Origin of the sequence: Hyphomicrobium sp. MC1, from assembly GCF_000253295.1 — a bacterium.
Taxonomy (GTDB): domain Bacteria; phylum Pseudomonadota; class Alphaproteobacteria; order Rhizobiales; family Hyphomicrobiaceae; genus Hyphomicrobium_B.
The window spans coordinates 1,573,375-1,587,189 of sequence record NC_015717.1; the positions used below are offsets into that span (position 1 = coordinate 1,573,375).

Sequence of the window (13,815 nt, forward strand, 5' to 3'; positions counted from 1 at the left end):
GTTTGCTTTCGCAATCTCAAAACAAAGCGTAGAAGTACGTCGGGTACGAGTTCAGAGGGTATTATGGCCAAGTGGCGTCGACGTAGCGAACCGACTGAGACAGTCGAGCCGCGTCAGGAGACTTTCGATGTCCCGCGCTTCATGAAGCTTTGTGGCATGCTGGCGTCCCCCAATGAAGGCGAGCGTGCGTCAGCCGCAGCGAAAGCCTCGGAAATGCTGAAAGCGGCCAATCTGACCTGGAACGACGTCATCAAGGACGCCAAGACACTCAACGATCACATCGCGTTGGGTAATGCGCGGGAAGAGGAACAGCGGGCGCATCGGTTCTGGAAGACGAGCGGCTCGTCCGAACGCGCGAGAGCATAGTCCGCTCCAGCGCGCGCTGGCGTCCGGCGCTCTGTTTATCGTTCCGCCTCGAAGCCTTTGATGGCCCAAGCTGCGGCATGGCCGAATAGCCAGAGGGCAATCGGGGGCGCGAAAAGCAAAATCGGAACTTCGACGAAATCACCGCGCGTGGTGAGGCTGCCTTGTACGCCCTCAAGCAGCAGGTAGATCGTCCAGCCCATGATCCAGCCTGCCGAGACCAGGATCCAAACGCGAAACAGGCCGCGTTTCCAGTTCAATGGGGGAGGGGTGTCCGCCCTCAAATCGTTAGCCGCAGCCCGGCGCGGAATTCCAAAGTTCGGCATATCACCCTCCAGTCTCGAAGGACGCGGGCCGCGCCGATTCCGGCTGCGCTGCGTCCATTCCCGCCGTTCGCCCTTGTCATCGCACAAGAGAGAAAGTGCGCTGGCGGCGCGGACGTTACCACGGCCCATCCCTCTCTTGCACGCCCTACCCTGGCATAGGGAAAGCGAGCGTGATTATGTCGCCGCGATGGCATCGGGCCGCCCGGCGGGCAGATGCTACACTTTCCCGCGGAAAGATACGGTCGGGACAGCCCTTCAGTCTCCAGCGGCGCAGGACGAGCGGTACCAATGGAACAATTGACGAAACTCTCGGTCTTGGATCTCGGCGAACATTTGCTCGGATTTTACGACGGGCGCATTTCGGGCGTGCGTTATTATTCGGACGCGCCGAATTGGCTCGATGACGGAGGGTTTGCGCTCGGCATTTGCAGCTATGCCGTCGTCGATGGGGCGAGTGCGGTCGTTTACGATACGCATCTGTCAATCGCGCATGCGCGGGACATTCGCAACATTCTGGAAGCGCGTGGAGTTCGGGACATCCGCATCGTGCTGAGCCACTGGCATCTGGATCATGTCGCCGGAAACGCCGTCTTCGATGATTGTGAGATCATAGCGTGTGCAAAGACTGCGCGTCTGTTGTCCGAACATAGGGCAGCTATCGAGGCTGGAACGCACGATGGATTGCCGGCGATCGCGCCGCTGGTGATGCCGACAACGATTTTCTATGGCGGCTTGGATCTGACGTGCGGCAACGTTGGCATCGAATTACGTCCGCTCGACATCCACAGCAGCGACGGTGTGGCGATGTTCCTGCCCGGCGATGAGACTTTGCTGGTGGGCGATACGCTGGAAGACACGGTGACGTATGTCGTCGAGCCGGATCGGCTCGCGCAGCATTTGACTGATCTGGAGCGTATGTCGGCGTGGGATTTCTCGCGCATTCTGCCGAACCATGGCGCGAGGGAGCGGATCATGGGCGAGGGCTACGATCGGGGCCTGATCGAGGCGACGCAAACGTATGTCGAGCGGCTTCTTCAAGTGCCCCATGACGAGCGGTTGGCTTCGGTCGCACTGCCAGATTTTATTCCTGAAGCGCTTGCCAGCGGGGCCGTAACGTTCTTCGAACCGTATGAGGCCGTCCATCGCGGGAATGTCGCGAAGGTCCTGGTGCTTCGGCCCGAAGCATCGGCGTAAGCGAGGACGGACGATGGCAAGCGGGCCGCGCATATCGAGGAAGGGGCAGCAATTCGCGCGCAATCTCGATTGGAACCTCGTGCGGCTCTTTCTCGATATCGTGCGTTCAGGGGGGATCAGCACGGCGGCGCGGACACTGAACAAGCAACAACCGACGATCAGCGCCGGGCTGAAGCGGCTTGAAGATCATGTCGGTGCACCGCTCTTTGTGCGCTCTGCCCGCGGTGTCGCGCTGACGCCTGCCGGGCGGTCGCTTCTAAAATCCGCAGCAGAGATCGAAATTCTGATTTCCGGTATGCCGGGTGACGTCGCGCAGTCTTCGGGTCGACTGCAAGGCGTCGTGACGTTGCGCGTGATTTCGGATCTCGTCGCTCCGGCATTCGATCGGGCGATGGTGGCATTCCATCAGCTCAATCCGGAAGTCGAAATCCGTTTCGACATTTCACCGTGGCGCGACGTGGTTTTGTCGGTGAAGGATGGCAGCGCCGATATTGGCATTGCCTGCGACGCGGCGACCGGCATGGAACTACGCCATCGACCATTGATGCGCGAATGGCAACAGCTTTATTGCGGCAAGGCGCATCCAGCCTTCGGTGCTGCGCCGGTTTCGCCAGAGAGCGTTGCCGACGAGACGTTTGTCTTGACCGGAGAAGATGAGCCGGCCGAACTTGCCGCTTTCCGCCAACGCCACCGCTTAGGTGAACGCTCGGGCGGGTCCGCCGAAACGCTGCATGAAGTCAAACGGCTCATTCAGATCGGCATCGGCATCGGCTTTCTACCGACGGTCGTCGCGGCCGAGGCCGTGGAGGCGGGCGAGCTTTGGCCGATGCTGCACCCGGACGTCCTGCCGACTTATCCGGTCTATCTTGTCACTCGCGATGAAAGCCTCAGTCCGCCCGCGCGGGCGCTTCTCGACATGATCGAAATGCACGTGAAAGACGCCGATCCGGAGGATTCGGACGAGGCATAGAGCCATAGATCAAATCTATGGCTCGTATCTGCACTCAACGGCTTCTGAGGCTCGGTCTTCGATGACAGTCTTTTGTCATCGGAGATACGCAGATGGTCGAAATCAAAGATACGCTTGGTCTGTGGGAGCGCTCGCTCATTGCGTGGCCTGACGGGCGGGAGGATCGCACCACGTTCGTCGCGTGGCTCCAGGGACCGACGATGTTTGCGGATCTCAGGCAGCCGGCCGATCGCCCATCGTTTGACGGCGTCTCCTGTCTTAACCATCTCGACTCCCAGCATTTCGAGTGGCTTTCCCGACAGGAAGGATTTGCCGGGATTTTCGTCCTTTCAGGAGAGGCCTTCGAATGGCGTCGTGCGATTGATTTTCAGTGCTCGAGCGACGCGGCAGACGCTGGTTATCTTTCGTTCGCAGACGGCGTCCTGATCGAGCGCGGCCGGGACATCCCTTACATTGAGCATTGGCATCACACGTCGCCGAACATCAATCCGCACTTCGCCATTCGGATGCGCGATGAAACCGGCATCGACGGTTTTCTCGTCAGGGTCGGCGAAATCTTCATGTATGTGCGAAACCGCGCGGTTGTGCTGCCGCACGGTGGTTCGCTGGCCGATCTTGTCAATACGTCATCGCCGGATGCTGCCAGGGCGATGCTCGATTGCGAAATTTCGCTCGGCCGGGTGCGCGATGGGAAGTGGCTGATCGGACGATCGAGTCTGCCGTTCCGTATCGGGGCCGATCTCGCACCTGAGGGCTATGGTGACGGACGCAGCTTGACCATTCACGACGTGTCTTCGGCCGGTGAGCCGTTTGCACGGCGATGGACGATTGCCGACCTCGATGTCGGCGCGGAACAACAAAACATTCCAGGGCAGGGACACGACGAAGGAGCGCTTTCCATTTTCCGCTCGATGACAGGGAGTGCCTGATGGCCATGCGTTCAATGCTTCGACTCGTACTTTGTACCGTCGCCGTTCTTTTTGCGGCATCCATGCACCCAGCACGCGCGGCCGAGCCGACATTTAAAGTCGCTTGGTCGATCTATACCGGATATATGCCGTGGCCCTATGCGCAGCACGCCGGGATCTTGCAGAAATGGGCGAAGAAATACGGCATCAACATCGAGTTGGTGCAGGTTAACGACTATATCGAGTCGATCAATCAATACACGGGCGGCAAGGTCGACGCCGTCGCGGCGACAACGATGGACGCGCTGACCATCCCAGCGGTCGGCGGTGTCGATACGACCATTCCGATCCTCGGTGATTATTCGAACGGCAATGACGGCATCGTGTTGAAGGGTGCGAACAAGACGTTCGCCGATCTCAAGGGCAAGCGGATCAATCTCGTTCAGTATTCGGTTTCGCACTACATGCTGGCGCGGGCGTTTGAAACTCACGGCATGGATCTCAAGGACGCCAAGCTACAGAACATTTCCGACGCCGATTTCGTGGCGGCCTTCCAGACCGATGATGTGGACGCGGTCGTCGCGTGGAATCCCGCCTTCATACAGCTGAAGAAATTGCCGAATGTCAGCGTCGTCTATCAATCTTCAGAGATGCCGGGCGAACTGGTCGATGCGCTGCTCGTCAACACCCAAACGCTGAAAGAGCATCCCGAACTCGGGAAGGCGCTGACGGGTGCGTGGTTCGAGACGCTCGCAGTCATCAAGGCGAACGACGAGAAGAGCAAGGAAGCCCGCAAGTTCATGGCCGATCTCTCGGGCACGAGCGTCGATAGCCTCAATTCGCAGATCGAGACGACGGCGTTCTATTACGATCCCGCAGCTGGCGCGGCGTCGGTCCGGTCGCCCGACATGGTCAAGGCCATGGACCTTGTCCGCACGTTCTGTTTCGATCAGCAGCTGATGGGAACCGGCGCCAAGTCGAAGGACGCGATCGGTATTGCCCTTCCCGGCAAGACGCTCGGCGATGCATCGAATGTCAAGCTGCGGCTCGACGATACGTACATGCAGCTATTGGCTGACAAGAAGCTCTGAAAATAATTGGCGTGGTCGCTAGCTTTAAGAGGAAAGAGATGAGCACGGCAGGTAACTTCTCGAGTATTCCGATCGTCGATGTCACCAAGCTTCGTACGGGCACGCCCGCCGAGCAGATGGTGGTTGCGGAAGAGCTTGGCAAAGCGGCCCGCAACGTCGGCTTCGTCTACGTCACTGGTGGTGGCGTAGATGAGGCCCTCTTCGAGGGCGTTCTCGATGCGACCAAGCGCTTCTTCGCGCTGCCTTACGAAGAGAAGATGAAGGTCTATATCGGCAATTCGCGCAATCATCGTGGTTACGTTCCTGAAGGCGAAGAAGTCTTCGCCTCAGGTTCGAAAGACAAGAAAGAGGCCTACGACCTCTCGATCGATTTGCCCTCGGACGATCCGGATTACGTTGCCGGTAATCCGCTGCTCGGGCCAAATCAATGGCCCGAACTGCCGGGCTTTGCGAAGGCGGTCGACGACTACTACAGCGCCGTTTTCGCACTCGGTCGCGTGCTGCTGCGCGGATTTGCGATGGCGATCGGTGAGGAGCCGACGTTCTTCGATCAATACGTGACCAAGCCGCCGAGCCAGTTGCGCTTGATCCATTATCCCTTCGACTCGAGTGCCGAAGACCGTCCGGGCATCGGCGCGCACACGGACTACGAGTGCTTCACGCTGTTGAGGGCCACGTGTCCCGGCCTCGAGGTGATGAACGGCAAGGGTGAGTGGATCGACGCGCCGCCGGTTCCGGGTGCCTACGTCGTCAACATCGGCGATATGATGGAAATCTGGACGAACGGCGAATTTGCTGCCACTTCGCACCGCGTGCGCAAGGTGCCGGCAGAGCGCTACTCGTTCCCGCTGTTCTTTGCTGCCGACTACGACACGGTCGTGGCTCCGCTGCCGCGTTATGTTGCGGGCGACGCGCCTCAGAAGCAGTCGCTCAAGGCTGGCGAGCATCTCTTCGCGCAGACGATGCAGAGCTTCACGTATCTGAAGGAGCGCCGGGCGCGCGGCGAAATCACATTGCCCGAGGGATCGGCGCCATTGTCGTCGTTCGGGCAGGAAGCGCGTCAGAAATACTGAGCGCGGCGCGCTTCCTGCGTTTTACGGGCGGTCGCGGCTAGCGGGTGATGTTGACCTTCGCAAGGTCGATCAGCTGCTTGGCGCGGCCGTCCAGAACAGCTTTTAGCATGAACATGCTGAAGTGCGTCGCTTCGGCGAGCGTCGCCTTTGGCGGCATGATCATTTCCTGACGAGCGCTGACGACATCGACGAGTGCGGGGCCGTCATGATTGAAGGCTTCGGTTATTGCACTGCGTAAATCCTGCGGGCGCTCGACGCGAATGCCTTTGACGCCCATTGCTCGTGCGGTTGCGGCGAAGTCAGGATTCTTCAAATCGCAGCCTGTATCGGGAAAGCCCGCGGCTTTCATCTCGATCTCAACGAAGCCTAGCGTGCCGTTATTCAGTACGATGACTTTCACCGGCAATTTACTCTGGATCAGAGTGATGAAGTCGCCCATCATCATCGTATAACCGCCGTCGCCGGACAGCGATACAACCTGGCGCTTCGGGAATGCCGATTGCGCGCCGATGGCTTGCAGCATGGCGTTGGCCATCGAGCCATGATTGAACGACCCCAACAGGCGGCGCTTGCCATTCATCTTGAGGTAGCGTGCGGCCCAAGCGGTCGGCGTGCCGACATCGCAGGTAAAAATCGCGTCGTCGGCTGCGACTTCGCTCACCACGCGCGTTACGAATTGCGGATGGATAATCGTGCTCTTCTCGTTTTCGTCGGCGAGGGCGTCGAGATCGCGACGGGCCGTTTTGTAGCTTTCGAGCGCATCATCGAGATGCTTGCGGTCGTCATGGACGGTGAGCTTCGGCAGCAGCGTTTTGATCGTTTCCTTGAGGTCGCCGAGGAGGCCGATCTCGATTGGTGTGCGATTGCCGAGTGCTTCCGGGCGAATGTCGATCTGGGCAACACGAGCGTGGTGAGGGAGGAACTGGCGGTAGGGAAAGTCCGTGCCGAGCATCAGGAGCGTGTCGCAGCTTTCCATCGCGAAATACCCCGACGTGAAGCCGAGGAAGCCGGTCATTCCGACATCGTAGGGATTATCGTATTCAATGTATTCCTTGCCGCGCAGGGCGTGCACGATCGGGGCTTTGAGGCGCTCGGCCAGTTGGATAACTTCGTCGTGCGCGCCAGCGCAACCAGCGCCGCAGAGCAGCGTGATTTTCGAAGAGCCGTTGAGGAGCTTCGCCAGGCTTTCGATATCCGACGGGTTGGGAAGCACAACGGGGCGGCTTCGGTGAGGTCCACTTTGGTGCCGGTGTCGCGAGCGGCATGAGGGCGATGTCGCCGGGTAGCACCACGACCGCAACGCCTTTTTTGGCGACGGCGACGCGCATGGCGCGTTCGAGAATTTGCGGCAGTTGGTTCGGGTTCGACACGAGTTCGACGAAATGGCTGCATTCCCGGAAGAGGATCTCGGGATGCGTGGCTTGGAAATAATCGATGCCAAGCTCGCTACTGGGCAAGTGTGCGGCGATGGCCAGCACGGGTACGCGGCTGCGATGACAATCATACAGGCCGTTGATGAGATGCAGGTTGCCTGGTCCGCAGCTGCCGCAGCAAGCCGCGAGCTCACCCGTCAGCTGCGCTTCGGCGCCGGCCGCAAATGCTGCCGCTTCTTCGTGGCGCATGTGCACCCATTCGATGGTGCCGTGGCGGCGGAGAGAATCCGTGAAGCCGTTGAGGGAATCTCCGACCACGCCGTAGACGCGCTTGATGCCGGCCTGCTGCAATGTCTCGGTCAGAAAGTCCGCCGCAATTCGTGCCATTCTTCACCTCCGGAGATTTCGGCATCAGTTGGGATCGTCGAAGACAAGCGATCGGCGATTAACGTGGCGTTGCATTTAGAAGGCTCTTTCACGACGAGCGCCGACTCGTCAACGAACTGCCTTCACGATGTAGTCTACGAAGGCGCGCACCTTCGCTGCTGGATGGTGACGCGAGGGGTAGTAGGCATTTAGCGGAAAGCGCTCATCGGCCCAATCGGGGAAGAGTTCGATCAGCTTACCGCTTTTAATGTGATCTTTGGCGACGACGGTAAAGACTTGGGCGATGCCAGTTCCTGCGAGACATTCGGTCAACATTGTTGATGCATCACCGAGCAATAAGCGGCTTTTCGTTTTCACGGTCTGAATCTTGCGCCCTTTGTGAAATTCCCAGTCGAAGGGCTGCCGCGTGATCGGATCGCGGTAGTCGATACAGGCATGGCCAGCAGCAAGATCGCTTGGCGTTCGAGGACGGCCGCGGCGTTTCAGATAGCTCGGAGCTGCAACCGTAATCACCTGGAGGTCCACAAGCTTGCGTACAATTAGAGATGAATCGGGAAGATCTCCGAAGCGAACCGCAACATCGATTCCGTCGGCAACGAGATCGCCGATCTGTTCGCGTGTCACACAATCGAGCGATAAGTCGGGATAAAGGTCGAGGAATTTACCGAGCCGCCCCGGCAAGATGAGTTGCGAAACGACGGGATCGATGTTCACGCGCAGGCGGCCGCGCACGACGTTTGTAGAGCCCGATGCGATAGTCGCTGCGTCCTCGATGTTGGCGAGGCTCGGTTTCACCTGCTCGTAGAACCGGCGTCCTTCGTCGGTGAGCGAAACGGAGCGCGTCGTGCGGTCCAGGAGGCGGGCGCCAATACGCGCTTCGAGGCGAGATACCGCGCGGCTGACGCCCGATGTTGTGATGCCGAGCGCGTCCGCCGCTCGAGCGAAGCTACCGCCTTCGACGACTGCGGCGAGAACCGATACGCCGGAGAGCAAGCGTCCGTCGAACGGCATTGCACCTCTGTCCGTTGATTTACAATCAACAATATGTGGACAAGAGCGCACTTCAGTCAACGGCCTACCGCATGAGATCTTTGGCGCGGGTCATTCGATCTGGAGCCAAGAGCTATGTATGCAATCACTGGAATTACCGGGCAAGTCGGCGGCGCGATGGCGCAAGCACTGCTTGATGCGGGACTACCTGTTCGGGCCGTCGTGCGAAACGCCGAAAAAGGTGCGGCGTGGGCCGCAAAAGGGTGCGATGTCGCGATCGCGACGATGGAAGACGCCGACGCGCTCGCCAAAGCCTTCATGGGTGCGGAAGGTGTTTTCATTCTGCCGCCCAACGCGTTTGATCCCTCTCCCGGCTTTCCCGAGGCGCGTGCGGTTATCTCTGCCGTAATGCAAGCTTTGAATGCGGCGCGTCCTGCTCGCGTCGTCTGTCTCTCAACGATCGGTGCACAAGCGCGGCAGCCCAATCTGCTCACGCAGCGAACGTTGATGGAAGAGGCGTTGAGCGCGCTGCCGATGCCTGTCACGTTTCTGCGGCCGGCCTGGTTCATGGAGAACTTTGCCTGGGATATCGCAGCGGCGAGAGACACGGGTGTCTTCAAGTCCTTTTTGCAACCACTCGATAAGCCCGTTCCGATGATAGCGACCGTCGATATCGGCCGGCTGGCGGCGAAGCTCATCCAAGAGCACTGGGAAGGCCGTCGAATTGTCGAACTCGAAGCGGAACGACGCTACAGCCCCAACGACGTCGCAGCTGCATTTGCGAGCATTCTGGAGCGGCCTGTTCGCGCAGAAGCCGTGCCGCGAGAGACATGGGGCTCTCTCTTCAAATCGCAAGGCATGAAGGACCCGATACCACGGATGCAGATGCTCGACGGTTTCAACGAGGGCTGGATCCAGTTTGAGGGCAAACCGTTAAGCATAGAGAAAGGCCCGACAGGTTTGTCCAGCGTGCTGGCTGGGTTGACCTCTGCAGTCGGCTGAAGCGGTTCAGACCCCAATATTTAGGAAATTGGGCCTGCCTTTCGTCGTTAGGCAGGCCGGTCGCGCCGACGGTGTTGTTATTTGGAACCCGAGCGTGTCTTTAGCGTTCAGCAGGCATGGTTTAGCGGGGGTGGACGCATGTCCGGTCTCTCGATGCGGGAATGACGGAATGGCGCGGTTTGTCGGGATCGACCATATTTCGGTGCGTGTGAGCGATTTTGCCCGCTCCAAGTCTTTCTATAGCGGGCTGTTCGATTTTCTCGGGCTGGATGTGCTCGACGAATATGAAGACGCTATGGGGTGGACCAACGGAAAAACGCGGTATTGGATCGGGCAAGCGGATGCCAAGGGTGCTGCCCATAAGCACCGGACCGGAGATGTCGGTCTCCATCATTATGCGTTTGAACTCCGGAGCCGGAAGGATGTCGATGACCTTCAAGACTATTTACGGCGCCACCATGTAACGATCGTGGACCCGGCTGACGTATATTACGACGACTATTATGCCGTTTTTTTCCTCGATCCCGACGGCATTAAGCTCGAGGGCATGAAATACGGCGAAGAGAAAGAGAAGAAACGCAAGAGGAAGACGTAAGCGTCAATTCGTAACGACAGCCTTCTATTGACGCTGCAATCTTGGAACCAATTTGTGTGGCGACGCGTTTCGGACGACCAAATCCGGAACGAGGGGCCGCACGTATGTGCTAGGGGATGGGACATCATGCCATTCACGCCGAACCATGCCAGCTTCGACCGACCGGATAGTCAAGGCAGTGGCTTCGCATCGGCATCGCCGAAGCGTGGCCAGGAGAGCAGGGCAACCGGAACAAGTCTCGCCGAACGCCTGTTCGATACACGCAACCATTCTTTAAAGCTCGCCGAGCCTCTGTCGACGGAGGATATGACCGTTCAGGCTTCGGACGACGCCAGTCCGACGAAATGGCATTTGGCGCACGTGACGTGGTTCTTCGAAAACTTCGTGCTCGTGCAGCATCTCGACGGCTATCGCATCTTCGACGACGACTTCAATTATTGCTTCAACTCTTATTATGAGGCGCTTGGGCCGAGGCATCCGAGGGCGCGCCGCGGGTTGCTGACCCGACCTTCTGCTGAGCGCGTTCTAGCGTATCGCCAGCACGTCGATGAAGCGCTTCAGCGCCTTCTTGCCAGGGACGACGCGCAAAACGGCGAGATTGCCCGACTTCTCGAAATAGGGATCAACCACGAGCAACAGCATCAGGAGCTGTTGCTTACCGATATTCTTGCTCTCTTTGCAGCAAATCCGTTGCATCCGGCCTATCAAGCGGGGCCTACGCAAACCGATGCCAAGGCGCCCGATGCGCTGGGGTGGCTCGACATTGACGGCGGTATAATCTCGATCGGACACGGTGGCGAGGGGTATAGCTGGGACAACGAGCTTCCGCCTCATGATGCGCTCGTTCGGCCATTCAAGCTCGCGGATCGGCTTGTTTCGAATGCCGAATGGCTGGCATTCATCGAAGATGGTGGCTACCAGACCGCATCGCTCTGGCTTGCTGACGGCTGGATGACCGTCAATCGCGAGGCGTGGGACAGTCCGCTCTATTGGCACAAGACGGATGCAGGTTGGGCGCAGATGTCGCTGCAGGGTTTGCGGCCGGTCGTGCCCGCTGAGCCCGTCGCGCATGTGTCATATTACGAAGCGGATGCCTTTGCGCGCTGGGCTGGCAAGCGACTGCCGACCGAGTTCGAATGGGAGGCCGTTGCGCGTGCGCATCCCGAGATGCCGGCACGAAATGCGGATGTCTATCGTCCGTGTGTGGCGGATCCGGTCGGAAACGGCGCGTCGCCGCCGCGGCAACTCTTCGGTGAGGTCTGGCAGTGGACCGCGAGTGCTTATCTCGCGTATCCGGGCTATCGGCCTCCAGAGGGAGCGATCGGTGAATACAACGGCAAGTTCATGGTCGGTCAGCACGTGCTGCGCGGCTCGTCCTGCGTGACGCCCGCCGGGCACTCGCGGCCGACCTACCGCAATTTCTTCTATCCTCATCAGCGCTGGCAGTACCTCGGCTTGCGCCTGGCAGCGGAGATCGATTGATGCGCTACATTCCGACCCTTGAACGGTCGCCGACAGACGTTTCGAAAGCCGACGGAGAATTTGCCAGTGCGGTGATCGAGGGGCTGTCGCTCCTTCAAAAGGAGCTTCCGTGCCGTTATTTCTACGACGCGCGGGGGAGCTTGCTGTTTGAGGAAATCACGCGTCTTCCCGAATACTATCCGACTCGAACGGAAGCGCAGATTCTCCGGGTTGCAGCCTGCGATCTCGTGGCCGATTTTTCGGACGGCAATCTCTTTGTCGAATTCGGCTCGGGTTCGAGCTTGAAAACTGAGATCCTGCTGGATTGTGTCGATGCTGATATCGTCTACGTGCCTATCGACGTATCGGAAACGGCATTGGCAGATGCGGTGGTGCGTCTTGCTCTGCGCTATCCGTCGCTCGAAGTACGGCCGCTGGTGGCAAATTTTTCCGAGATGAAAGGTCTGCCACGCGATCTTTCCGGGCGTCGCGCGGTTGGCTTTTTCCCAGGCTCGACGATTGGCAATTTGGCGCCGGAGGAGGCCGAGGGGTTGCTCGCTGGCTTCAAGCGTGTTCTGGGCAAGCGCGGACGGCTGGTCATCGGCGTCGATCTGAAGAAGGACGAGCAGACGCTCACCCGCGCTTATGACGACGATGCAGGTGTTACGGCGGCTTTCAATTTGAATTTGCTGTCACGCATCAATCGTGAGCTTGGCGGCACGTTCGATCTGGGCGCGTTCAGGCATCGTGCCATCTATAATTCGGATGCAGGCCGGATCGAGATGCACGTCGTCAGCGATCGTGCGCAAGATGTGGCCGTGTGCGGAAGGGTGTTTCATTTTCGCGAAGGCGAGAGCATTCACACGGAGAATTCCTACAAATATACCATTCCGGAATTCCGCGATCTGGCAGTGCGTGCAGGGTGGCACGCAGAACGTGTCTGGACCGATGAAGCCAATCGTTTCAGTGTGCACGAACTCGTCTGATCGTCAGGCAGAGATTTGTTGCATTGCCGATGTCCCCCGTCTTTGCTGCCGCCATTGAACGATGGAGGTGGCGTGGCCTTGCGTCTTCGGAGCGCGACGTATAATCGGAAACCGGTGGCCTGGATCGGGAACCAATGCGGTTCTGGGCCATTTAAGGTCGTATGGGGGAAGGGAGACGCAAAATCGAACCGGCGCCCGCAGGAAAGGGCCAGGTCCTGGCACAGCGTTCGATATTGGTCGTGGAAGACGAAGTTCTTATCCGGCTGCATCTGGCGGAGGAGCTTCGGGCTTCCGGATACAATGTTATCGAGGCCGCGACCGGGGACGAGGCGATAACGCTGTTGTCGAGCGTCGACGACATCGGCTTGCTGTTGACCGATATTCGCATGCCCGGAAATGTCGATGGTATAGCGCTGGCCAACTGGACACGCAGTCAGTTCCCTTCGATCAAAATCGTTCTCATTTCCACGGAAATTCGTGCTGGAAGTCCGGTCGAATTCGATGCCTGTTTTACGAAACCGGTGCGTTTCGTCGAGTTGATCCAATGCGTCCGAAAGTTGCTTCCCGAGACGGAACAGGGCCATTCCCACGGTCGTTAGAGGGGAGTGATTGAACAAGCGACCAAACAGAAAACTCTCGCGACGGTCCTTGTCGTTGAAGGTGCCGTGCTCGTGCGGATGGCGATTGCGGGATACCTTCGTGAGTGCGGGTATCGCGTCATTGAGGCGTCGACGAGCGATGAAGCACTGCTTGTGCTTGATCGCAGTCACATTCGGGTTGACGTAATTTTCAGTGCCGTCGATGTTTCAGGGGCGCTCGATGGGTTCGCGCTGACCCGGTGGGTGCGGAGCAACCGTCATCAGACCAAAATCGTAATGGCAGGTTCTCCCAAGAGCGCATCCGCTGCGGCCGGAAAGCTTTGCGAAGAGGGGCCGCATCTGAAAAAGCCGTATGAGCCACAGGCCGTCGAAGACTATATTCGCCGCTTGCTCGCGCTTGCGCAATCCACTGAGCCGCAGTGAGCGTAAAGGCTTGATCCACCGTTAACAAATTGGCCGCGTTGCATTTCTTGCCATCGCGTGTTGCTATCGGCTGG

Annotated in this window: 14 protein-coding genes and 1 pseudogene; 12 read left to right on the forward strand and 3 right to left on the reverse strand. The window is 58.8% G+C overall.

Annotated elements, in window-relative coordinates:
• The first annotated feature begins 63 nt into the window (after positions 1-63).
• Positions 64-366, forward strand: coding sequence for a hypothetical protein (locus HYPMC_RS07670; protein ID WP_013947295.1), 303 nt, complete (start codon positions 64-66; stop codon positions 364-366).
• Positions 367-401: 35 nt separating this feature from the next.
• Here the strand turns inward: HYPMC_RS07670 and HYPMC_RS07675 are convergent, their stop codons facing one another.
• The gene (locus HYPMC_RS07675; RefSeq protein ID WP_013947296.1) at positions 402-689 is read right to left on the reverse strand and encodes a hypothetical protein; all 288 of its coding nucleotides are present in this window, start codon (positions 687-689) and stop codon (positions 402-404) included.
• A 288-nt stretch (positions 690-977) separates the two neighbouring features.
• Between HYPMC_RS07675 and HYPMC_RS07680 the strand changes: the two genes are divergently transcribed.
• The 5 genes from HYPMC_RS07680 (at position 978) to HYPMC_RS07700 (ending at position 5,925) form a co-directional block, all read left to right on the forward strand.
• On the forward strand, positions 978-1,883 hold the full coding sequence (locus HYPMC_RS07680) for an MBL fold metallo-hydrolase (RefSeq protein WP_013947297.1): 906 nt from the start codon (positions 978-980) through the stop codon (positions 1,881-1,883).
• A 13-nt stretch (positions 1,884-1,896) separates the two neighbouring features.
• Positions 1,897-2,853 (forward strand): LysR family transcriptional regulator, encoded by a 957-nt coding sequence (locus HYPMC_RS07685; protein ID WP_013947298.1) that lies wholly within the window; start codon positions 1,897-1,899, stop codon positions 2,851-2,853.
• Positions 2,854-2,945: 92 nt separating this feature from the next.
• Positions 2,946-3,782, forward strand: coding sequence for a hypothetical protein (locus HYPMC_RS07690; protein ID WP_013947299.1), 837 nt, complete (start codon positions 2,946-2,948; stop codon positions 3,780-3,782).
• Positions 3,782-4,852, forward strand: coding sequence for a putative urea ABC transporter substrate-binding protein (locus HYPMC_RS07695; RefSeq protein ID WP_013947300.1), 1,071 nt, complete (start codon positions 3,782-3,784; stop codon positions 4,850-4,852). The genes HYPMC_RS07690 and HYPMC_RS07695 overlap by 1 nt, the downstream gene beginning before the upstream one ends.
• A 38-nt stretch (positions 4,853-4,890) precedes the next feature.
• Entirely contained in the window at positions 4,891-5,925 is a 1,035-nt protein-coding gene (locus tag HYPMC_RS07700; RefSeq protein WP_013947301.1) for an isopenicillin N synthase family oxygenase, read from the forward strand.
• Between the two features lie 37 nt (positions 5,926-5,962).
• Here the strand turns inward: HYPMC_RS07700 and poxB are convergent.
• Both poxB and HYPMC_RS07710 read right to left on the reverse strand, forming a co-directional pair.
• Positions 5,963-7,685, reverse strand: a pseudogene (poxB, locus tag HYPMC_RS07705) (ubiquinone-dependent pyruvate dehydrogenase).
• Between the two features lie 108 nt (positions 7,686-7,793).
• A complete protein-coding gene (locus HYPMC_RS07710) occupies positions 7,794-8,696 on the reverse strand; it encodes a LysR family transcriptional regulator (RefSeq protein ID WP_013947304.1) in 903 nt (300 codons plus the stop codon).
• A 114-nt stretch (positions 8,697-8,810) separates the two neighbouring features.
• On the opposite strand from HYPMC_RS07710, the gene HYPMC_RS07715 reads away from it, so the two are divergent.
• The 6 genes from HYPMC_RS07715 (at position 8,811) to HYPMC_RS07740 (ending at position 13,741) form a co-directional block, all read left to right on the forward strand.
• On the forward strand, positions 8,811-9,677 hold the full coding sequence (locus HYPMC_RS07715) for an NmrA family NAD(P)-binding protein (RefSeq protein ID WP_013947306.1): 867 nt from the start codon (positions 8,811-8,813) through the stop codon (positions 9,675-9,677).
• A 169-nt stretch (positions 9,678-9,846) separates the two neighbouring features.
• Entirely contained in the window at positions 9,847-10,272 is a 426-nt protein-coding gene (locus tag HYPMC_RS07720; RefSeq protein ID WP_013947307.1) for a VOC family protein, read from the forward strand.
• A gap of 126 nt (positions 10,273-10,398) precedes the next feature.
• Complete coding sequence (gene egtB, locus HYPMC_RS07725; protein ID WP_013947308.1) at positions 10,399-11,754, forward strand: ergothioneine biosynthesis protein EgtB; 1,356 nt, start codon at positions 10,399-10,401, stop codon at positions 11,752-11,754.
• Positions 11,754-12,719, forward strand: a complete 966-nt coding sequence (gene egtD / locus HYPMC_RS07730) for an L-histidine N(alpha)-methyltransferase (protein WP_013947309.1) — start codon at positions 11,754-11,756, stop codon at positions 12,717-12,719. The genes egtB and egtD overlap by 1 nt, the downstream gene beginning before the upstream one ends.
• A 239-nt stretch (positions 12,720-12,958) precedes the next feature.
• Entirely contained in the window at positions 12,959-13,318 is a 360-nt protein-coding gene (locus HYPMC_RS07735) for a response regulator (protein ID WP_244420997.1), read from the forward strand.
• Between the two features lie 6 nt (positions 13,319-13,324).
• Entirely contained in the window at positions 13,325-13,741 is a 417-nt protein-coding gene (locus tag HYPMC_RS07740) for a response regulator (protein WP_013947311.1), read from the forward strand.
• Positions 13,742-13,815: the final 74 nt, after the last annotated feature.